The organism is Microbulbifer sp. ABF4_107, assembly GCF_056312215.1.
Window position 1 is genome coordinate 3,499,955 of the sequence record NZ_CM149983.1, and the last position, 22,353, is coordinate 3,522,307.

Below are 22,353 nucleotides of genomic sequence, written 5' to 3' on the forward strand. Positions count from 1 at the left end.
TTAGTTGTCCTTGTCTTCCAAAGTCAGAGCCCGCGGCCGTTCAATCCAGCCGCCGGTGCCGTCCGGCACAATTTCCAGTACATCGAGTTGTGACGATGAGGCGTTGACCACACGCCCGTGGTTTTTACCCATATAGTTGCCAATGGTGATGCGATGGATTCCCCCATCACCATCATTTACCAAGGCCCAGAGCTGGCCACCCCGCGATAGGGTACCCACCATGGAAAGTGCATCGAACGGGAAACGTTCCAACAGCTCTTTCTGCCGATTGATATCCGGTGCCACATCCAGCTTGCGCCCCACCAAACGTTGATCAGCCTCCAAAACCGGCCGGATAAATGGACTGCGCATAGCTGCCGCACTGTAGACGTAGGGACTGTACGGTGTGAATGTGGGGATAGGCTCTATCTGTCCTTTCGGCTTGTGTTTTACCGCGGCCATTTTCTGGCGCAGGTCACCGTGATTACCATCGAGACTACAACCGGAAAGTGCCAGCAGGGCCGCGGTCAGAGCGAAGTATTTTTTCATCCTTCCTCTCCCTGATCCTTATAGCGATAGGTCTTGGCGTTCACCACCATGTTCAGCAGCGCCGCACTGTCCTTACTCGTGTTGATATCGAAGTCATGCAGGGTCACGATTCGCGGCATACCGGCAACACCCGAAATAAAGGCACCGAACTCGTGATATCCGCCCTGCACTTCGATACGAATTGGCAGCTCCACGTAGAATTCGCCCACCTGCTCGCCCTCAAGAGCCACCTTCTGAATTGTCAGCCCACTGCCGCGACCAAATTCATCGATATCTTCGAGTAACCCGGGAACCTCGGTATCCTTAGGGAGCTGCTTCAGCAGTGCGCCAAAGGTCTCTTCCATCTCCACCAGTTGTTCGCGGTAAGCCTCAAGGTTGCTTGCTTCAAAAGATTTACGCTCGAACTGGGTAAACAGCTCGCGTTCTTTGTTTGCCGCAAAATCAAGCTGGCTGTAGCGGTCCTTGATCATGAAAAAGTAGCCGCCACCAACAAGTACCGCGGCAATCACAACTAACAACGCGATACGGCCGGCAACGGGCCAGACACCGACACGGGAGAAGTCGATGTCGTTTAAGTCCAATTCATTCAGCTGTTTTAGAGTATCTTCAAGCGCCACGATTACGCTCCATCATTGGCGCCATCAGCGCTCTCTTCTTTTTTTCGACCGCTGACATTTACCGTCATCTCAAATGCGCTGGCCTGCTCACCAAACTCGGGTTTGGCTGTCACACCGGTAAGGTTTGGGGACTGATACCACTCGGACTGATCCAGACTGCGCATAAACGAGGAAACCCGGTTGTTCGACTCCGCCACGCCAGAAATACTTATCGTTTTTCCGATGCGCTTAACGTTCGTCAACCACAGGCCTTCCGGCGTGGAGCGCACCATCTCATCGAAATAGCGCACCGCCAAAGGACGATTGCCCTGCAACTCCTGGATCACACGCATACGATCGATCAGCTCCTGGCGGCGCTTCTTGAGATCCTTGATCTCCTTGACCTGCTTGTTCAGGGCGGTGATTTCGGTGTTCAACAACTGGTTGCGCTCGTTCTGGTTGACGATCTGCGCATCCACCGTCTTCATCCACATAAACACGGAGAAGCCGGCAGCAATCACCACCAGTGCAGCAACCTGCTGGAACTCTTTCTGCTTCTGCGCCCGGAATTCCTGGCGCCAGGGGAGTAGGTTAATTTTTGCCATTGATCAGAACTCCCTTTCGCGCATCGCGAGGCCGGCGGCAATCATCAGCGACGGTGCTTCGCCCGCCAACGCCTGGCGATTGACCCGGGAGGCAACACTCATATCCCGGAAGGGATTGGCTACCAGGGTGGGCTTGTTAAGTTTTTCACCCACCAGCTCGGCGAGCCCCTCCATCGCAGCAACGCCGCCACCCAGCAGGATGTAATCAACGTCACTGTAAGAGGTGGAGGAATAGAAGAATTGCAGCGAGCGGGTAACCTGCTGCACCACCGCGTCGCGGAAAGGCTCAAGCACTTCCGGGTAGTAATCGTCTGGCAGCCCACTGCCGCCCTGGCGCTTGGCCAGTGTGGCCTCTTCCGCGGACAGACCGTAGCGCCGCTGGATCTCGTCAGTGAGCTGACGACCGCCGAACAGCTGTTCGCGGGTGTACACGGTGCGCCCGTTTACCATCACAGACAGAGCACTCATGGTGGCGCCGATATCGATCACCGCGACCACCAACTGCTCCTGCGCCGGAAACTGGTTGTCCAGCAGGGTGTAAGCGCGCTCGATGGCGTAAGCCTCAACATCCACAACTCCGGGCTGCAGATCGGCTTCGGTCAACGCGGAAATTCGCTGTTCAACATTTTCACTGCGGCAGGCAGCAAGTAGTACTTCCACCTGACCCTCACCCTTCTCGGACAGCCCCTGCACCTCAAAGTCCAGGTTGACCTCATCCAGCGGATAGGGAATGTACTGATCCGCCTCCAGCGCTATCTGGGCTTCCAGTGCGTCATCGGAGAGATCGGCAGGCATATCCAGGGTTTTGGTAATGACTGCAGAACCGGAAACAGCCACCGCAGCCTGCCGCAGGCGGGTCTTGGACCGACGCACCACCTTGCGGATAGCCTCGGCAATCGCACCCACATCATTGATATTTTTATCCACTACCGCATTCGGAGGCAGAGGCTCGGTTGCATAGCTTTCCACGCGGTATTTGTCGCCACTGCGACTCAGTTCGAGCAACTTGACCGAGGTGGAGCTAATATCGAGCCCAAGCATGGCTTTCGGGCCCTTGTTGAGAAAAGGGAGCATCCCCATTTTTCTTATCTTTTCCGTGGGTTATGGAGGTTTGATGGTATAGCACTTTAAATTACCGTCGCAACCGCCTTTTGCATAGGTATCAGTGCACATTATTCGTATAATTGTCGAACAGTGCCCGAAAAATTGATCAAGACGTATACAGAAGCATCTCAATGACCGAAAAAGCCCGCAACCGCCTGCTGTCACTGCTGTGGCTGGCTCTGGCCGGCGCCGCCGCCGGCGCAATGGCGTTTTCCAGCATCTACCTGTACCTGAAACCGGGCCTGCCCTCGGTGGAGAGCCTGCGCGACATCCGACTGCAGACGCCTCTGCGCATCTACTCCAGAGACATGAAGCTTATCGGTGAATTTGGCGAGAAGCGCCGCAGCCCTATAACCATCGATCAAACACCCGACATGTTCATCAGGGCCATACTGGCTGCGGAAGACGATGGCTTCTACTCCCATAGCGGGGTATCGATCAAAGGCCTGATGCGCGCGGTGCGCCAGCTGGTCGCCAGCGGCTCCATCCAGTCTGGCGGCAGCACCCTTACCATGCAGGTGGCGCGCAATTTCTTCTTGAGCCGGGAACAGCGCTTTATTCGCAAATTCAACGAGATCCTGCTGTCACTGCAGATCGAGCAGGAACTCAGCAAGGACGAAATTCTCGCCCTGTACATCAACAAAATATTTCTCGGTAATCGCGCCTACGGCTTCCAGGCCGCGGCCCACGTCTATTACGGCAAGGACATCAACGAACTGAACCTGGCCCAGTGGGCAATGATGGCAGGGTTGCCCAAAGCGCCCTCCACCTACAACCCCATCGCCAACCCGTCTCGCGCCCTGGTGCGCCGGAACTGGATTCTGAAACGAATGTTGGACCTGGGTCACATCGACCAGGACGACTACAAGAACTCGATTACTGCGCCGGTTACCGCCCGCTACCACGGCCGCGATCTGGATCTGAGCGCACCCTATGTGGCGGAGATGGCGCGCAAGGAAGCGGTAGACTTGTTTGGCGACGCCGCCTACACCGACGGCTATCAGGTCATTACCACCGTGGATAGCAAGCTGCAGGACGCCGCGCGCAAGGCCCTGCAACATGGCCTGGAAACCTACGACGGCCGCCATGGCTACCGGGGCCCGGAGCAACGTCTCGATATCGAGCTGCTTGCAGACAACGACCAGCTGGTAGATCTGCTGCAGGAAATTCCGATACTGGGCGGCCTGCAGCCAGCGGTGGTGACTGTGGTAGCCCCACAGAGTCTCAGCGTTCAGTTGCGCGACCGCCGCGTAATCGAGATTCCCTGGGAGAACGGCCTCAGCAGTATCCGCCCGTATATTTCCGAAAACGCCCGCGGCGCGCGCCTCAAGTCCGCTGATGAGATGTTCGCGCCAGGCGATGTGGTGCGCCTGCGCCGGGTGCTGGTCAGCGCAGAACAGGTCGCCGAAGAGCAGAAAGCAGCCCGCGAGGCCACCCTGGCTGCCGATGAACGGGCAAATGCCGACGTCACCGATGACCCCTTCGCCAGCCCGGAAGGTCTCGACGAGGAAGAAGCACAGGAACAACCCCAGGCGCGAGAGGAATGGCACCTGGCTCAGATCCCGGAAGCCCAGGGCGCACTGGTTTCCCTGGAGCCGGAAGATGGTGCTATCCGCGCACTGGTGGGCGGCTACGACTTCCGCCAGAGCCACTTCAACCGCGTCACCCAGGCCGCGCGCCAGCCGGGCTCGAGCTTCAAGCCGTTTATCTACTCTGCGGCGCTGGAAAATGGCTATACAGCCGCCAGCATAATCAACGATGCGCCAATTATCTTTGAACAGACCAATCTGGAAGATGTGTGGCGACCGGAGAACGACGGCGGCACCTTTTTGGGGCCCACACGCCTGCGCAAAGCGCTGTATATGTCCCGCAACATGGTGTCCATCCGGCTCTTGCAATCGCTGGGCCTGGACCGCGCGCTGGCGTTCGCGGAAGGGTTTGGCTTCGAGCGCTCGAAACTGGCCCGCAACCTGTCGATTGCCCTGGGTAGCTCGGCACTGACACCGCTGGAGATGGTGCGCGGCTACGCCGCATTCGCCAATGGCGGTTTCCGCGTGGAGCCTTATTTGCTGGATCAGGTGCTGGATGTGCACGGCGACACCGTATATCAGGCACTGCCGCTGACCGTGTGTCGGGACTGCCCGGAAATGGGCGAAGAACGCGGTCCTGCGCCGGAGCCCATTGACCTGCAGTCGGTACAGCACGAAGCCGTTGCCAACGCCCACGAGGAAGAACCACTGGAGCTCCGCACCCTGCCGGTGGCGCCCCTGAGTGCCGACGAGCAGGCGCGTCCGCGCGCGCCTCGCGCCATGTCGGCGGAGACCGCCTTCATCATGGACTCGATGCTGAAGGACGTGGTCAAGCGCGGCACCGGCCGCAAGGCACTGGCGATGAACCGCGGCGATATCGCCGGTAAGACCGGTACCACCAATGGACCTCGCGACTCCTGGTTCTCCGGCTACAGTCCACACCTCGCCACCAGTGCATGGGTCGGCTTTGATGCCAACACCCCGCTGGGACGCAATGAATATGGTGGCACTGCGGCGCTGCCAATCTGGATCGACTTTATGTCTATCGCCCTGGATGGCCTGCCGGAGCGCCACTTGCCACAACCGGACGGGATTGTGACCATGCGCATCAACCCGCGCACCGGATTGCGCACCTCCCGTGGCGGCATCTTTGAAATTTTTCGCGCCGGTCGGGCACCCGGCCGGGAGACCTATAGCAATTACCCATCCATATATTCCGACGGCCCCGACACGCCGGAAACTGGAAATGACCAGGCCCAGGAATCGCTGCCGGAAGAGCTGTTCTAAACAGGCTGCTCGCCAGAAATACAAAAACGCCGCCCCAAAGGGCGGCGTTTTTGTATTTCTTTCAGGTCGAGAGAAAAGTCAGCGAGCGCTGCGGTAGGCAAGACATGCCTCCTCCAGGGTCGCCAGATCGGGAATCACCGCCGCTTCGCCAGACAGAGCCACGTGCATCAACTCCCCCATGGCGCACTCACCTTCGCGACCGGATAACTCTTCTGGAGTTACCCGCACCAGGCGCGGAGTGCCCTGCAGAACTACCGCAAAAAATGGCAGGTCGCCCTCGGGGTTCCCGCTGCTCAGCACTGCAATGCGACAGTTGCTGCGCAGGGTGGGCATTGCTTTGCCGCGCATTGCCTCGAAGGAAACCAGCGGCACCCGCAGCTCACGCCAGTGCAACTCCCCCATATACCAGTCCGGCGCATCGAACGCCGAAACCGGACTCTGCAATGCAATAATTTCCGACAGTGTATCTACCGGCACCAGCAACTGACCGTCCGCCAGCGGCAGCAGCAGACTGCTGACCTCCTGGGGCATTTCGGTGGTGGGCAGGGCTTCTATGCCATTTCCGCTCATGCTGTGTGCTCTCCGCCGTTCACCGGCGTCTCAAAGTTGTACTTATTCATCGCCATCAAACATCCGACTCTGCGAGCGTGAAATCGCGAATGGCTTCCAGCAGCACCTCTTCCTGATAGGGCTTGCCCAGGTAGTGGTTTACCCCCAGTGACAGCGCGTGATCCCGGTGCTTCTTACCGGTACGGGAGGTAATCATAATGATCGGGATATCCCGCAGACGGCTACTGGAGCGAATATTGCGCGCAACTTCGAAGCCGTCCATACGCGGCATTTCGATATCCAGCAGCATCACATCGGGAATCACATCCTGCAGCTGGATGATGGCATCCTGACCGTCTTTGGCGGTAATCACACGGAACCCCTCTCGCTCGAGGAAGCGTGTGGTCACCTTGCGCACGGTAACCGAGTCATCCACCACCATAACAAGCTTTTGGGTTTCCGGCTCTTCACGTGCAATGACTTCCGGCACGTCCTGCAATAGCGGCGTATCCGGGCGCGCCAGCAGTGCAGAGTGTTTCCGCAACAACGCGTGGGCATCGAGAATCACCACAACGGTACCATCACCGGTCACAGTGGCACCGGAGACCCCCTGGACCGTCGCAAACTGGGGCCCGAGGCTCTTCACTACGATCTCGCGGCTGCCCATAATGGCATCCACCTGCAGGGCCATGGCGGTATTATCCGAGCGAACCAGCAGCACCGGCATCTGCATATCTTCCACCGCCAGGCGGGGCTGGGCGGAGGACTGCAGCAGGCTGCCAAAATAATTTACCTGATAGGGCTCACCCGCATACTCAAAGCGCGCCTCCGGCGAGCGGTAGTAGTGCTCCAGCTCAAACGGGCTCAGACGCACGATACCCTCAATGGTATTCAACGGGAGCGCAAACAGATCGTCGCCGACCTTTACCATCAAAGCGCGGTTGACCGACACGGTAAACGGCAGGCGCACCACAAACTCAGTCCCGGCACCAGCTTGGGAATCAATGGATACGGCGCCACCGATCTGCTTGATCTCGGCAGATACCACGTCCATCCCCACACCGCGACCGGAAATCTGTGTCACCTGATCGGCAGTACTGAAGCCCGCCTGCAGAATAAACTGCATGATCTCGTTGTTGGACAGCTCCGCATCGGGGCGCATCAGACCACTTTCGATGGCCTTTTCGCGCACGCGCATCAGGTTGATACCGGCACCATCATCACTGATGGTCAGCACCACCTCACTGCCTTCCCGGGCCACAGCCACGGCAATGCGACCGCGCTCAGGCTTGCCTGCGTCGCGGCGTTTTTCCGGAGATTCAATACCGTGGTCCACGGCGTTGCGCAGCATATGCTCCAGCGGTGCCACCATGCGCTCCAGCATGGAACGGTCCAGCTCACCCTCCACGTTGGAGAACACCAGATCCACCTGCTTGCCCAACTCCGCGCTGACCTGGCGCACGATGCGACGCAGGCGCGGTACCAGACGGGAGAAAGGCACCATGCGGCTGCGCATCAGGCCTTCCTGCAATTCGGTATTTACCCGCGACTGCTGCAGAAGCAGTGTTTCGGTATCCCGGGCCTTGTTGCCCAGGGTCTGGCGTAATTCCAGCAAGTCCGAAGTGGACTCCAGCAGCGAGCGCGACAATTGCTGGAAGGACGAGTAACGGTCCATCTCCAGCGGGTCAAAATCAACGTCCTGCTCTGCCAACTGTTCCTGGCGGAACTGGATCTGGGCTTCGGTTTCTTTATCGAGGCGGCGCAACTGTTCGTTCAGGCGCGACAGGGTCGAGTCCATCTCGTCCAGCGCCAAACCGAACTCGCCGACCTGCTCTTCCAGTCGGCCGCGAGAAATCGAGGTCTCACCAGCCAGGTTTACCAGTTCTTCCAGCAGTTCCGATGCTACCCGCACCATCTCCTGAGGCTGGTTGCGCGGCTGACCGCCGTCACGCTCGCCGACATTTTTCGACTTGCGCACAAACGGCAGAACATTGCTCTTGTCCGCAGCGGGAATCACCTCTGCGGGCACAGTGGGCTCCGGCTCTACCGGAACCGGAAGCTGCTCGTCCACTTCAGTCTGAACGACGTCGTCGACTACTGGCACGTCGATGACCACCTCAGCAGCCACCGACTCCTGCTCGGCGGGCAAGCTGGCCCCGGTGTGCGCATCCGCCCACTGGGTTTCCAACAGTGCACAGAAGGCGGCCAACTCATCACCACCCATCCAGGCACGTACAGTTTCCACCCCCGCGGCCATGCGATCGTAAATACCGTGGGCGTCGGCGAAGAAGTTCGCAGATGGCGAGCTCCCGCTCTGCATGTTTTCGATATCGGTCTCGAAACGGTGAGCCACCTCACCCAGGCCCATCAGGGCGGCCATACGCGCACCACCCTTGAAAGTGTGCAGTACACGCTTCAGCGCTTCCGGCATGGCCCGGTCGTCCGGGGACTGCTCCCAGCTCTGGATCAATTCTTCCAGCTCGTCAATCAGATCGACGGCCTCTTCGAGGAACACCTCAACCACGTCCGGGTCGATGTCGGTGAGTAGCGCACGCTGGGCTTCACTGATCTGGTCGCCGGACTGTACAGCTGAGTCTGCGCTTTCAGCCTGCACAGCAGTTGCCGGTGCAGCGTCGGTATCGTCCAGCTCTTGCGGCGCAGCACCTTCAATAGTCGCGGATTCAGCGGTTGCGCTACTGGCGGACAGCTCCGCCTCCAGCCATTCGACGGTCAGCTCTGGCGCGTCGCCCTCTGCATCAGCGGTTTCGATGACGCGCTCGTCAATCGACCCAAAGGTTTCCGGTGCTTGTTCGGAAAACTCTGGGACGACGTCTTCGGCGCGGCCTTTACTGTCGTCACTTTCTGAGACAACCAGATCTGCCGCCGCTTCCTCTGCAACCAGATCGTCGAATCCAAGATCCGCCAGCACCGGATTTTCGGTAGTTGAGGACTCATCGGCAACATCTTCGCGCTGATCCGCAACCGGCTCTGCAGAGACCTCGTCAACATCAGCAAAACTGAATTCGCTGCTGTCGATACCGTATTCAGAAAGGTCGATGTCTTCCTCATCGACACTGTCATCGCCTTGAGCCAGCGTGCGCAGGGCTTCGCCGACGGCGTCGCTAACCTGAGGCAGGTCGGTAGAGGCAGCCACCGCGTCCACCAGGTCCAACAACTCGTTGTGCCCCTGCTCTAACGCGGCCCACAAAGCCGGTTCTTCTTCCAGGTGACCATCAATAACCTGGCGATAGACCGCCAGCAAGAGTTGTGACAATTCCTGCAAAGTCGGTAATTGCGCCTGACCGGCAGCCTGCTGCAGTACATCCAGCTCTTCCGCCACCGGCAGTAATATCGACTTGTCGCCCGGCTGCGCGCGCCACTGGTTGAGCATCTGATCGGCGTCCAGCAGCACCTTCATACCGTCGGCCATGATCACCGCGAGCAGCTGTGGGTCGACAGCCTTTGGCTCGTTGGCCTCGCGCTCGCGGATCAGATGACCCACCGCCCGCTCCTGAAGCTCGGCAACCCGCGCCAGGAACTGACCGCTGCGCTCAACCGCCAGCGGTTCATTGCGATAAATCTGTTGCAGCACGTCGCGCACATAGCTGGCGCCATCAGCGATCAGATCGTAAATATCGCTGTCGATAGCGACCTGATAGGTGCGCAGCTCCTTGGCAAACCGCTCCAGTGGCGCCATCAGCTCAGCCACCTGAGTGACTTCCGCCATGTGCGCAGAGCCTTTCAGGGTGTGCAGTGCCCGGTGCAACGGATCGGAGGGAATTCCATACACCGGCGCCAGGCGATCCATTTCTTGGAGGAATTCCGCCACCGTTGCCAGATGGGCCTCCGCCTCCTGGGCAAAAATTTCCCACAATTGAGCGTTGTCATCGGCGTCTGACAGGCTGTCTTCGCTGAGGTTGCTCGCGGGCTCGCCAACCTGTGCCGGTGCAGACTGAACCAGCGCCTCAGGCACTTCACCATGAGAAAGCTGTTTCGCCCACCCGTCCAGCTCCGCGGTGCGCGCGGGGTCCGGGTCACCGGTGCGCGTGCGGAACCCATCGATCATGGATGGCAGCTTGGCGATCACCTGTTCGATCAGCAGTACATGCGCCCGTACAGGGGAAACCGTTTCGTCGAGAACCCGGTTGAGCATGTTTTCCACGGCCCAGGACAGCTCACCGATTTCCAGCGCTTCGACCATACGGCCAGAGCCTTTCAGGGTGTGGAAGCCACGGCGGAATTCCACCAGCGCATCGCGATTGGCGAAATTCGAGGCCCACTGCGGGAAGTAGTGATTAATGGTTTCCAGTACCTCACCGGCTTCCTCGAGGAAAATTTCCACGATTTCGTCGTCGATGATGCTGGTATCGTCGTCTTCGTCCAGAACCGCGGACGTTGCGGCAGCCGGTACCTCATCACGGGTTGGCAGGGCATCGATTTCTTCGGACGCGACAGCTGGAGCAGTCTCTTCAGACGCGGTGTTTTCTTCCGCGAACCAGCTCTCCTCGATGAGCGAAGGCTCATCGACAGACTGCTCAGGTGCAGTTTCCGCGACAGTTTCGACAACCGGCTGTGCATGCGTTATTTCAACCGTATCATCCAGCACGGATTGCGACAGGCCTGCCAGCGGATCGGCGGGTTCGACCGGTGCGGACGTCTCTTCTTCATCGAGATCAAGGGTAAATTCAAAGCTGTCCAGTGCCTGCTGTTCTTCGTCCGCATCTTTGGCGGAAGCCTGCCCGGCCTCGTCAAACAGCTCCACACCATCAATTGCGGCTGGAGAATCAAATCCGGGGGTTTCGGGGGATTCCCCGGTATCGGCCTGGTCAGTTTGCGGCAGAGCACCTTCGCCGTTGGCGACCGCATAGCCCAGGGTCGCGACACTTTCTTCCGCCAATGCAAGCAGCATATCGGCGTCTTCAATGCCGTCGGCACGGCGCTCCAGATAATATTCGACGCTGGTTACCGCATCCGCGAGGGTATCGAGGAGTTTCCAGTCCGGCTGATCACCGGCATTGATCAGGCGCTCTTCGATATAGCTGCGACAGGCGCCGACAATTTCGCCCGCACGCTGGTAACCCACCATATCCAGGCCACCGCAGACTTCCTGCAAGCGCTTGGGTACCAGTGACAGATGTCCGGCGTCCCAGTGACTGGCGATGTATTCCACCACCGCCTCTTTGACAGTCTCCAGGCCGATACGCGCTTCACGCAGTACCTGCTCGGTGGCTTCACCCATCAGCGGTGATTCACTGTCGATCTTGCGATCGCGCTCAGCGGCAGCGGCCAGGCCGGAGTCCAGCTGGACCAGTTCGGCGGCGGCCTGCATCAGCAGGTCATCGGGCACTTCACTGCGAGATGCGTCGCGGAGGTATTCGTAAATGCTGCGCGCACGAGTGCGCTGATTTTCCAGGCCAAGTACACCGAGCGTATCGGCTATACGCTTGGCAACGACCGCCGTATCAGACAGCGGCGCCCGTTCATTGGTAGTGATACTGGGGTCCAGCGCTTCCCGAACACTGGCCAGCTCTTCACGCAGTGCGGCCACTGCGGTGCCCATGGCTTCTGGCCCCATGGCCAGGGCATCTTCGGTATCCGGGCGCGGGGTGCCGGGAACCGCCTTGTCCAGTGCGTATTTCTGATACAGCGCGGTGGTGCGCGGACCGTTGGGGCCGCAGAGGTAAACATAGAACAGCAGGTTGCGGATCAGATCGCGATCCGGGCGCGCATCCAGCACACGCGCCCCCTGGCCTGCCAGCAGGCGGAATTCCACATCGATACGACGCAACAGCTGACGCAGCGCGGGCAATACATTGACTCGGTGATCGGCAATGCCTTCGAGCAGGCCCTGCAGGATTTCCCACAGGTGCTGGCGCTGGCTACCGCTGTACAGCAATGCCATTTTTTCGCTGACCTTGTTCAGGTAAGCGAGGCTCTCGCCACTGTTTACATCGCGAATCAGCGATGCGGCCGCCACGTGATACATCTTGCGCAGCTTGCCCACCAGCTCCTGTAATTTGGCATTGTTGCCGAGCAGGGGCTGGCGATTGCCGCTGGCGTGCGCCAGCGCAGACAAATCCGGCGCAAACAGGGCGCCCTCTGTAATCAGGCGCTCGCGGCGCACCGCGCGCAGATCGTTCAGCAGGGGAAGCAGCAACACCGCGTTGTCGCGGCGCTGGAAGGCAATTTTTTCAAGATAGAGAGGGAGCTCAAGCAACGCGCGCATCAGGAACTCGCGCGTTTCATCGCTGTTTTCCACCTCACCACTGGCGAGAGCGTGGACCAGTTGCTCCATTTCTTCGGCGAGCATGGCCGCGCCGGTGAGCTCCGCCATGTGCAGGCTGCCGTGGACCTGGTGGATCAGGTTGAGGCAGTTTTTCAGCAGGTTATCCGCATCACTATTCGCGGATCCGCCAGCGGCATCAGATGAGGACGAATCCGAGGCAAAAGTTTCCAACTGCTGGCGCGCCTGGGCCAACGTTTCGTTGATTTCACCGATCAGCCAGTCCAGGGCCACAAAGTTGGGATTGTCGTGACGCACGCCAAGTCCTCAGTAATTCAGTTTGCCCGCCCATACGCCGCGATCACCGCGAACGCCGCTGCTGGGCTGCTTTTCATTTCCGCCCCGTGCCGGTAAACCACTCACCGGCAGGGGGCGGAAATGCCCGCTATTTGTCGTTATGAATATCTGCGGTAAATCAGGCCATTGCCCGCTCTTCGCGCTCTTCTCCAGACAGTGCGGCCAGGCTGTCTTCCTCAGCCGCCACGCCTTCAACGGTCTCGTCCTCGAGCATGGGGAACTCTTCGGAAAGCTCGGCCAGATCGCCGTCGTACAGATCGCTTTCAGACTCCACTTCGTCTTCCTGCGGCAGCTTGAAGCCGGCAACGGAATCGCGCAGCGCGGAAGCGGTCTGTGCCAGGTTACCAATGGACTGTGCGGTAGCCTGAGTACCGGCAGAAGTCTGCGAGGTAATTTCCTGAATCACGTTCATCGTGTTGGAAATGTGACCCGCGGACGAGGCCTGCTGGCGTGCCGCGTTGGAGATGTTCTGAATCAAGGATGCGAGGTTGGTGGATACCGTTTCGATCTCTTCCAGGGCAACACCCGCGTCCTGGGCCAGACGGGCACCGCGCACCACCTCGGTGGTGGTGGATTCCATCGAAACAACCGCTTCGTTGGTGTCTGACTGAATCGCTTTTACCAGGCCTTCAATCTGCTTGGTTGCCGCCGCGGAGCGCTCTGCGAGGCGCTGAACCTCGTCCGCAACCACCGCGAAGCCCCGGCCTGCGTCACCGGCCATAGAGGCCTGGATCGCGGCGTTCAGTGCCAGAATGTTGGTCTGATCGGCAATGTCGTTAATCAGGCTTACGATGTCACCAATCTCCTGGGAAGATTCACCCAGTCGCTTGATTCGCTTGGAAGTGTCCTGAATCTGTTCGCGGATGGTATCCATACCCTTGATGGTGTTCTGTACCACCTTGGCACCGTTGCTCGCGATCTGTACCGAGCGTTCTGCTACCTGGGCGGATTCGGCGGCGTTCGCAGATACCTGGTCAATGGTCACGGCCATTTCGTTTACGGCTGCGGATGCGCCGGCAATTTCCTGCGCCTGGTGCTCGGAGGCCTCGGCCAGATGCAGGGCGGTCTGCTGGGTTTCCTGGGACAGGGAGGATACTTCCTGTGCCGCACCGTTGATTCGGGATACCAGCACCCGCAGCTGGTCAATGGTGTAGTTGATGGAGTCCGCGATCGCACCGGTAAAGGCCTCGGTTACCGTGGCGGAGGTGGTCAAGTCACCGTCAGCGAGGTCGGCCAGCTCGTCCAGCAGCTGCATAATCGCCTGCTGGTTACGCTCGTTGGTTTCAGTTTCTTCACGAAGGTTTCGGCGAGTACCGGAGAAGGCGGTGACCATCATGCCGAAGATCAACAGTACGAAAATACCGGCAACAATCGCGATGGTCTGGTTGTTTGGCTGACGCTCACTGGACAGACTGGCGATGCGGTCGTTCAGGGTCGACAGGGCTTCCAGCAGCTGGGGAGAAGATGCGGAGATACCGTCCGCCGCCTGACGGGTGGCGAACAGTGCGGGGGTCGCTTCGAAGATCTCGCGTACGGAGGAGCTTACGAACTCGAACAGCTCGGTAATTTCTTCCAGGGACTCTCGGGCTTCACTGTCGGTTACGCGGGAGATACCCATCACCACGTCACCGCCTTTCATGCCCTCTACCACCTTACCGAACAGGCTGGCATCGGTATTGAACTGGTCCGCCGCAGATTCCGCGTCGTCACCACCCTGCAGCATCTTGTCGATGTTCCGGCCGATACGCTCGGCGCGCCACACCTGCAGCTGGGCCTGCTCTACCTGGTTCGCCGGGGCGTTGTTGGAGAGCAGGATTTCCACGATGTTGTTGTGCTCTGCCTGCAGTTCCGGCAGCGAGTCGTTCAGGGTACTCGCCACGTCGTTCAGGAAGATAATGGAATCCTTGTTACCGATAATGGTGTCGGCCTGCTCGCGCATCTGGCGCCAGACCTGGCCATACACCGCCAGTTCCTCTTCCAGCGCACGGCGGCTGCCCGGCTCCATGCCCTGCAACTCGCTCCAGGTAGCCGTCATCTGGTTCACCACCTGCTCGAGGTTGGCGAACGCCTGTTCGTCACCCGCGGTGGCCGCCGGTGCGTAGGACACTACCTGATATGACAGTGCGCGCAGTTCCGCTACGTCTTCCAGGTACTGCTGATCCCGGTCAGCGTGGCTCTGCACCAAATAGATGCTGACGATCAGCCCCGCCAGTGTGGCGAGTACCAAGAAACCCATAAACAGCGCGGCAGGGTTACTGCGCAGCGCGGAAAATGAACTCTGGGAGCCTGTTTTCATAATTTACTCCTGGCGGACCTGTCCCTCAGGCCAATTCTTGTTATCACCACTGTTTGAGGCCGTATGGCCTCAGATCCCCGTCTGCCCACAAGGTGGACACCCCCAAAACCGGCAAATGCCGACTACGGTTTGCGCCCTGCGTTAACGGGTTGCCTCAATGACAAATCCGCAACCGGACAAAGGTTTGACGCACAGCGCGCGCCCAACCTCAGCGGCCCGTTTACACGGGCCCGCGCCGGCATGGTTGCCCACGCCTGAACGCAGAATGCCGCAACTCAGTGAGCCGCGGCATCCGCAAATTGAAAATCGTGAATCAATGCCTGCAGATCAAACACCAGCCAGCGGTCCTGCTGCAGCACGAACTGACCGCCCACCATGGGCGCGAACGGCTCCGACAGATCGGAAGGCGGCATTTGGCCATACTCCAACGCCAAGTGCTGCATCCCGTGCAACTCATCGACAATCAGGCCGACATAAATTTTTTCGTGTTCCAGTACCAGCACTCGGCGGCGCTGACGCGGGCTGACCAGGTGCCCGCCAAAGAAAGCGGCCATATCAAACAGCGGCAGCAGGCGGCCACGCACATTGGCCACGCCGCGCACCCAGGGCTGACAGCCTGGAACAAAGGTGTACTGGGGCACTTCGAGCAACTCCACCACGTCTTCCATGGCGGCCACAAAGCGATGCCCAAGCAGAGAGAATCCGATGCCCGTCCAGTAGGGTTTGACTTCCTGACGGGCAGGCAGCCCCTTAGCCTGCGCCTTGGCGCGCTTGGCTATATCGACGAGTGCGAGGTAGGGGGTAAGCGTTGGTTGCACGGAGACTCAACGTCGGCCTCAGGCCAACACCTCCTCGATGGTTCCCAGCAGCTTGCCTTCATCGACAGGCTTGGTCAGGTAAGCGCGCGCGCCCTGGCGCATGCCCCACACACGATCGGTATCCTGATCCTTGGTGGTTACAATCACAATCGGAATGCCCGCGGTCTGGTCGCCCTTACTGAGCTGGCGGGTCGCCTGGAAGCCATTCAGGCCCGGCATCACAATGTCCATCAGAATGACATCAGGGCGCTGTTCGCGCGCCACATCCACGCCGTTCTCGCCATTGGTGGCGGTGATTACAGCGTGACCATTCTTTTCCAGAATGGTGGTCAGCTTGTGAGTTTCGGTTGGTGAATCATCGACGATTAGCACTCTGGCCATCTTGTCCCCCGAGATAGTGTTGTCCACTCCGGCCATCGCAATATTTGCCGGGTGAATGTTGTCGGCACCGATCGCCCCTCACTGGGAAGCGCGACCTTACGCTTTGTTATAAGTTACTGCGGTTACCAATGGCTCGCACTGACTTTTGTGACATTCAACCATCTAAGTGGCTGTTTCCTCACATCAGCAACGCAGGACGCCATAGTCTACGCCATTTTTGCCAAGGGTTTCACGCCCCCAGCGAGAACTTCTTCTCAGGCGGCGTGATGCGGCTTGGCGTGGGCGGAGATTGCCCCCAGCAACTCACTCTTGCTGAACGGCTTTGTCAGGTACTGATCACAGCCCACCACGCGCCCCTTGGCTTTGTCGAACAAGCCGTCCTTACTGGACAGCATGACGACTGGCGTACTGCGAAACTCGCTGTTGTTCTTGATCAGTGCACAGGTCTGATAGCCGTCGAGACGCGGCATCATGATGTCCACAAAAATGATATCCGGACGCGAATCGGCAATTTTTGCCAGTGCGTCAAATCCATCAGTGGCAGTCACCACCGCGCAACCTGCTTTCTGCAGTAGCGTTTCCGCGGTGCGACGAATGGTTTTACTGTCGTCAATCACCATCACGGTGAGACTTTCCCAGTTGAGCTCCATAGTGTGTTCCCAAATCCCCTTTTACTTATTTTCAGGCTTGCCGGCAAAATGCGCCGGGCCTGTCTGTGCAACCTCATTACGGGGTCCGATCGTCGCTGTGGACAGCCACCTGGGGCGGGTTTCGAGCCGTCTCACAAACCCGGTGACCGGCGGGCGCAGATCAGATGCAAACTTGTATCACAGATACCAAAGTGAATCTAGCGACGTACAAGCCGGGCCGCACCCAATGGTCATTTTGTGAGCGATGCCGCACTTTGTTGGACACGCGTTTTCAAACCGCATCTTGCGAAGCGGGTCGCAGCCTCTTACCTTAGCCACTTTGCACAGGCCCCCAGGCCACCGCCCCCACCCGACACAGATCCGATTCAACATTCAGATTTACGGAATCCCTATGAGCCAGACTCTCGGCGTGGTCATGGACCCCATCGCCAATATCAGCTTCAAGAAAGACACCACCCTGGCACTGCTGCTGGCGGCCCAGCGCGCGGGCTTCGAGTTGCAGTACTTCCTGCAGACGGATCTATATCTGGACGGCGGCAAGCCCATGGGCAACGGCTCCCCGCTGCAGGTATTCGACGACCCGCAAAACTGGTTCAAACTGGGAGAGCGCAAGCCGGTAGACCTGAGGGACCTCGATGTCCTGTTGATGCGGGTGGACCCACCCTTCGACAACGAGTACATCTACTCCACCTATATCCTGGAAGCGGCAGAACGCGCCGGCACCCTGGTCGCCAACAAGCCCCAGTCCCTGCGCGACTGCAACGAAAAGATCTTCGCCACTCACTTTGCCGATTGTATTCCGCCACTGATCGTCAGCCGCGACATGCAGCAACTGCGCGCTTTTCACAGCGAGCACAAGGACGTCATTTTCAAACCCCTGGACGGCATGGGCGGTGCCGGCATCTTTCACGTCAAGCCGGATGGAGGAAACATTGGCGCGATTCTGGAAACCCTCACCGACAACGGCAAACGCCAGATCATGGGCCAGCGCTACATCCCCGAAATCAAGGACGGCGACAAGCGTATTCTGATGGTGGACGGGGAACCGGTTCCCTACTGTCTGGCGCGCATCCCCCAGGGCGGCGAGACTCGCGGTAACCTGGCTGCCGGCGGCCGTGGTGAAGCGCGCCCCCTGAACGAGCGCGATCTTGAAATCGCGCGCCGTGTCGGTCCGACCCTGAAAGAAAAGGGACTGCTGTTTGTCGGCCTCGATGTGATCGGCGACTACCTCACCGAGGTCAATGTCACCAGCCCCACCTGCGTGCGGGAAATTGACGCAGCCTACGGCACCAATATTGGCGACCAGCTGATGCACGCGATCACAGACCGATTGGCGAAAAAGGGATAAACTGGCGCCTCGAAATTTTTCTGCGGCTCCAGAACAGGCTGGAGCCAACCCAAAGTGTGCAGGTACAGGCTGCACAGACAGAAACCGCAGTAAAACAAGCCGTATCAGAACAATAAGCACAATGAACGCAGTCGCCAGCCAATCACAGAGCCTCCCACCGGCACCCGCGTCATTCCCGGGCAGCCAGCCCTCTTCGGGAGACCGCTTCACCTTTGCCCTGTTTCTGGCCTGCGCGCTGCACGCGTTGCTTATTTTTGGTGTCGCCTTCACCGCGCCTGAAGCCAGAGAGGCTCCACCGACTCTTGAGGTCACCCTCGCCCAGCACAAATCCGTCGATGCGCCGGACGACGCCGATTACCTGGCCCAGCACAACCAGCAGGCCAGCGGTACCGCCGAGACACCCAAGGAACTGTCCACCGACCGCCAGGCGGAGATCGCCGACACCAATATTCGCCAGGTCAACCCCCTGCCCCAGCAGCAGGCCGCGCGCCCTGCGGACCAGTTGCGACAACTGATCACGACGATTGGCGATAGCCCAACCCAGGCCCCGGAACTGCCGGCGGAAGACAAGCGCTCGGAAGAGAAGCGCGGCGACGCACCTACCGACCTGCCTCCCAGCAACCCGGAAATCGCCAGCCTGCAGGCACGCCTGGACAAAATTCGCCAGACCATCGCCCAGCGCCCGCGGGTGCGCCGACTGACGTCAGTAGCCACCAAGGCCTCCGCCGATGCCGCCTACCTGCACGACTGGCGTCAGAAAGTGGAAGCCATCGGCAACGACAATTTCCCCGAAGAGGCACTGGCGCGACAGATTACCGGTGACCTGCGCATGATGGTGCGCCTGCTGCCCACCGGCGCGGTAGAGGAAGTGGTCATTCTGGAATCTTCCGGTGAGCGCATCCTCGACGATGCCGCACAGCAGATTGTGCGCCTCGCCGCGCCGTTTGCCCCCTTCCCCGCGGAAATTCGCCAGCAGGCAGACCGCCTGGAAATCATTCGCACCTGGCGCTTTGAAATGACCGGGTTCTCTACTGCCGCCAGCAAATCTCCCGGCCGCGGCTGACAGGACCTAAACTACAGCCATGCAATCAAACAGCCCCTCCCAAATCGATAGCGACCTGACCCACAACAGCTTGCGCGGCCAACTCCTGATCGCCATGCCCGGTATGCAGGATCCGCGCTTCGTTCACGCGGTCACGTTTATCTGCGAACACAGTGCCGATGGCACCATGGGCGTAGTCATCAACGCTCCCAGTCAGGTGACCTGGAAAGAGGTCTTCACCCAACTGGAGCTCGATGACGCCAGCCTGCGCGGAGAGGAGCCGGTACTGATCGGCGGGCCCGTGGCCCAGGAGCAGGGCTTTGTACTGCACGGCCGCGGCATGCAGTTCGCCTCCACCGCCGAGGTCTCAGGAGACATCAGCCTCACCGCCTCCAAAGACATTATCGAGTCCCTGGCCGCCGGCCGCGGCCCCGACGACGTACTGCTGGCCCTGGGCTATGCCGGCTGGGGGCCGGGACAACTGGAGCAAGAGATTGCGGAAAATGCCTGGCTCACATTGCCGGCGGAGCCGGAAATCCTGTTTGCCACCCCCTGGGAAAACCGCTGGCAATCTGCAGCTGCCCGCCACGGCATCGACCTGAGCGGGATCGGGTCCCAGTCGGGACACGCGTAATGAGTGCTGTCACCGCACTCGCCTTCGACTTCGGCACCTCATCCATCGGGCTCGCCTACGGCCAGAGCCTGACCGGTAGTGCCCGCGAACTGGATCCGTTACCGGCAAAAGACGGCAAACCGGACTGGAACAGAGTGCAGCGCATCATTGATGAATGGAAACCCAAGGTACTGGTGGTGGGGCTGCCGCTGAACATGGACGGCAGTGAAAGCGAATTCGGCGCCCGCGCGCGCAAGTTCGGCCAGCGACTGCACGGCCGCCTGGGCTTGCCGGTGGAGTACGCGGACGAGCGCCTCAGCACGCGCGCCGCCAAAGACGAGGCCCGTGAACGCGGGCACCGCGGCAACTACGCCAGTCAGCCGGTGGACTCCATTGCCGCACGCATCTTTCTCGAGGACTGGCTGCGCGGCTATTCGGGTCAATAGTCCGCCAGGGCAAAAGTACAGCGTTCGCTAATCCGCCGGGCAAACTGGTAGACTTGCGCGAAATTCAAGCTGGTCCCGTTCCTCACATGTCCCTAACTTCCAATACCACCGACGCACCGATTACCACCATCCGCATCGCTACCCGTGAGAGCGCCCTCGCCCTGTGGCAGGCCAACTTCGTCAAGCAACAACTCGAGCTGCACCACCCGAGCCTCACCGTGGAACTGCTACCGCTGACCAGCCGCGGTGATCAGCTGCTGGACATCCCCCTGAACAAGGTGGGCGGTAAAGGTCTGTTCGTTAAGGAACTGGAAAAGGCGATGCTGGAAGGCCGTGCGGATATCGCCGTGCACTCCATGAAAGATGTACCCATGGAATTCCCGGAAGGCCTGCACCTGCCGGTCATCTGCGAGCGGGAAGACCCGCGCGATGCCTTTGTGAGCAATCAGTACGCCTCCATTGAGGCCCTGCCAGAGGGCGCCGTTGTGGGCACGTCCAGCCTGCGTCGTCAGTGCCAGTTACTGGCGGTTCGCCCGGACCTGGAAGTGAAATTCCTGCGCGGCAACGTGAACACCCGACTGGCGAAAATGGACGCCGGTGAGTACGACGCGATCATCCTCGCCGCCGCCGGCCTGCTGCGCCTGGAAATGCGCGAGCGCATCGCCGACTTTATCGCACCGGAAGTCCTGTTGCCGGCGGGCGGACAGGGCGCCGTGGGTATCGAGTGCCGTCGCGATCCCGCGCTGGAAGCCCTGCTTGCTCCCCTGCACCACACCGAGACCAGTCACCGGCTGATTGCCGAGCGCGCCCTGGTGCGTCGACTGAACGGCGGCTGCCAGGTCCCCATCGGTTGCTACGCAATCTTCAATGACGATGCAAAAACCCAGCTCTATCTGCGCGGTCTGGTGGGCAGTCCCGATGGCGAAACCATGCTGAGCGCCGAGGTGCACGGCAGTATCGAGGAAGCCGAAGCGCTCGGCATCCGCCTGGCGGAGCAACTCCTGCAGGCCGGTGCCGACAAGATTCTCGCGGCCATCTAAACCGGATTCGTGATCGGGCCTTCCGCCCGCCTTTCGAGCAGCCTACTTATGAATAAGCTCCTGTCTTCCGCACTGGCCGGCCGGCGCATTCTGATTACCCGCCCCGACCACCAAAGCGCAGGCTGGCGCCAGGTGCTGGAAGCACAGGGGGCGCGGGTGGACAGCATTCCGCTACTGGAAATTGCCCCGGTACAGGAGCCAGCGGCAAAACAGGCGGTGAAAAGTCTCGTCATGCACTTCGACCAGTTCGAACACGCCATTTTTGTATCCCAGAACGCCGTTCAGTTCGGCTTCGACTGGCTGGATGACTACTGGCCGCAACTGCCACAAGGCCCCCGCTATTACGCCATTGGCGCTGCCACCGCCCGCGCCATTCGCCAACGCGGGGCCGAACCCGAAGCCTGTGCCGGCGACACCATGGATTCCGAGGCCCTGCTCTCCCTTCCCTCCTTGCAGCACCCTCAAGGAGAGCGAGTGATTATTTTTCGTGGTCAGGGCGGCCGACCGCTGATCGGCAACACACTCGCAGAGCGCGGCGCACGCCTCGATTACTGTGAGCTTTATCAGCGCCTGCTGCCCGCACAGGCCGGGCAACAACTGCAGGGTTACCGGCAAGTCCCCGACGCAATCACCCTGCACAGCGGAGAGACACTGGAGAACTTCCACACGGCTCTGACGCCCCTCGCCCCCGGTCAGCGCAGCGCACTGATGGCCCAACCGGTGATCCTGCCCAGCCAGCGCGTCGCCGATCGCGCCCGCGCCCTTGGCTTCAAAGATGTTTTTGCCGCAACCAATGCCGGGGACACGGCCATGCTCGCAGCACTGCAGGATGCACTATCCGCCCACGATTGCTGAAATCTCGCCCGCAGCAGTAAAAAATTTTATTTCCGCGCCAGACTTCGTATAAAGAGCGGCTGCAGTCGCTATAATTTGGCGACAAA

At 59.8% G+C, this 22,353-nt stretch carries 17 protein-coding genes; 7 read left to right on the forward strand and 10 right to left on the reverse strand.

Features of this window, described 5'->3' with window-relative positions; all coding sequences use genetic code 11:
• Genes ACYX4K_RS14230 through ACYX4K_RS14245 form a run of 4 tightly spaced genes read right to left on the reverse strand, consistent with a single transcriptional unit; the run spans position 1 to position 2,809 of the window.
• Positions 1 to 528 (reverse strand): pilus assembly protein PilP, encoded by a 528-nt coding sequence (locus tag ACYX4K_RS14230; RefSeq protein ID WP_475091474.1) that lies wholly within the window; start codon positions 526 to 528, stop codon positions 1 to 3.
• Positions 525 to 1,145, reverse strand: a complete 621-nt coding sequence (locus ACYX4K_RS14235) for a type IV pilus inner membrane component PilO (protein ID WP_475091473.1) — start codon at positions 1,143 to 1,145, stop codon at positions 525 to 527. The genes ACYX4K_RS14230 and ACYX4K_RS14235 overlap by 4 nt, the downstream gene beginning before the upstream one ends.
• Before the next feature lie 2 nt (positions 1,146 to 1,147).
• Positions 1,148 to 1,729: a PilN domain-containing protein gene (locus ACYX4K_RS14240; RefSeq protein WP_475091472.1), complete on the reverse strand. Its 582-nt coding sequence runs from the start codon at positions 1,727 to 1,729 to the stop codon at positions 1,148 to 1,150.
• Positions 1,730 to 1,732: 3 nt separating this feature from the next.
• Positions 1,733 to 2,809, reverse strand: a complete 1,077-nt coding sequence (locus tag ACYX4K_RS14245) for a pilus assembly protein PilM (RefSeq protein ID WP_476178716.1) — start codon at positions 2,807 to 2,809, stop codon at positions 1,733 to 1,735.
• A gap of 155 nt (positions 2,810 to 2,964) precedes the next feature.
• Here ACYX4K_RS14245 and ACYX4K_RS14250 point away from each other — a divergent pair, with 155 nt between their 5' ends.
• Positions 2,965 to 5,649, forward strand: coding sequence for a penicillin-binding protein 1A (locus ACYX4K_RS14250; protein ID WP_475091470.1), 2,685 nt, complete (start codon positions 2,965 to 2,967; stop codon positions 5,647 to 5,649).
• Positions 5,650 to 5,727: 78 nt separating this feature from the next.
• On the opposite strand, the gene ACYX4K_RS14255 is transcribed toward ACYX4K_RS14250, so the two are convergent.
• From ACYX4K_RS14255 to pilG, 6 genes are all read right to left on the reverse strand, one after another.
• The gene (locus tag ACYX4K_RS14255; protein WP_475091469.1) at positions 5,728 to 6,219 is read right to left on the reverse strand and encodes a chemotaxis protein CheW; all 492 of its coding nucleotides are present in this window, start codon (positions 6,217 to 6,219) and stop codon (positions 5,728 to 5,730) included.
• 55 nt (positions 6,220 to 6,274) lie between these two features.
• Positions 6,275 to 12,739, reverse strand: a complete 6,465-nt coding sequence (locus ACYX4K_RS14260; protein ID WP_475091468.1) for a hybrid sensor histidine kinase/response regulator — start codon at positions 12,737 to 12,739, stop codon at positions 6,275 to 6,277.
• A gap of 157 nt (positions 12,740 to 12,896) precedes the next feature.
• The gene (locus ACYX4K_RS14265; protein WP_475091467.1) at positions 12,897 to 15,074 is read right to left on the reverse strand and encodes a methyl-accepting chemotaxis protein; all 2,178 of its coding nucleotides are present in this window, start codon (positions 15,072 to 15,074) and stop codon (positions 12,897 to 12,899) included.
• A 275-nt stretch (positions 15,075 to 15,349) separates the two neighbouring features.
• Positions 15,350 to 15,892 carry a chemotaxis protein CheW gene (locus tag ACYX4K_RS14270; protein ID WP_475091466.1) on the reverse strand — a complete coding sequence of 181 codons (543 nt, stop codon included), beginning with the start codon at positions 15,890 to 15,892 and terminating at the stop codon, positions 15,350 to 15,352.
• A gap of 18 nt (positions 15,893 to 15,910) precedes the next feature.
• Positions 15,911 to 16,273, reverse strand: coding sequence for a twitching motility response regulator PilH (gene pilH, locus ACYX4K_RS14275; RefSeq protein ID WP_043320499.1), 363 nt, complete (start codon positions 16,271 to 16,273; stop codon positions 15,911 to 15,913).
• Between the two features lie 254 nt (positions 16,274 to 16,527).
• Positions 16,528 to 16,923 carry a twitching motility response regulator PilG gene (gene pilG / locus ACYX4K_RS14280; protein ID WP_010132439.1) on the reverse strand — a complete coding sequence of 132 codons (396 nt, stop codon included), beginning with the start codon at positions 16,921 to 16,923 and terminating at the stop codon, positions 16,528 to 16,530.
• Positions 16,924 to 17,314: 391 nt separating this feature from the next.
• Here pilG and gshB point away from each other — a divergent pair, with 391 nt between their 5' ends.
• The 6 genes from gshB (at position 17,315) to ACYX4K_RS14310 (ending at position 22,267) form a co-directional block, all read left to right on the forward strand.
• On the forward strand, positions 17,315 to 18,271 hold the full coding sequence (gene gshB, locus ACYX4K_RS14285; RefSeq protein ID WP_475091465.1) for a glutathione synthase: 957 nt from the start codon (positions 17,315 to 17,317) through the stop codon (positions 18,269 to 18,271).
• A 121-nt stretch (positions 18,272 to 18,392) separates the two neighbouring features.
• A complete protein-coding gene (locus tag ACYX4K_RS14290; protein WP_475091464.1) occupies positions 18,393 to 19,334 on the forward strand; it encodes an energy transducer TonB in 942 nt (313 codons plus the stop codon).
• Between the two features lie 19 nt (positions 19,335 to 19,353).
• Entirely contained in the window at positions 19,354 to 19,947 is a 594-nt protein-coding gene (locus ACYX4K_RS14295) for a YqgE/AlgH family protein (RefSeq protein WP_475091463.1), read from the forward strand.
• Positions 19,947 to 20,372 carry a Holliday junction resolvase RuvX gene (gene ruvX, locus ACYX4K_RS14300; protein WP_475091462.1) on the forward strand — a complete coding sequence of 142 codons (426 nt, stop codon included), beginning with the start codon at positions 19,947 to 19,949 and terminating at the stop codon, positions 20,370 to 20,372. Before ACYX4K_RS14295 ends, ruvX begins: the two co-directional genes overlap by 1 nt.
• A gap of 86 nt (positions 20,373 to 20,458) precedes the next feature.
• Complete coding sequence (gene hemC / locus ACYX4K_RS14305) at positions 20,459 to 21,412, forward strand: hydroxymethylbilane synthase (protein ID WP_475091461.1); 954 nt, start codon at positions 20,459 to 20,461, stop codon at positions 21,410 to 21,412.
• 48 nt (positions 21,413 to 21,460) lie between these two features.
• Positions 21,461 to 22,267, forward strand: coding sequence for a uroporphyrinogen-III synthase (locus ACYX4K_RS14310; RefSeq protein WP_475091460.1), 807 nt, complete (start codon positions 21,461 to 21,463; stop codon positions 22,265 to 22,267).
• The last annotated feature ends 86 nt before the right edge of the window (positions 22,268 to 22,353 follow it).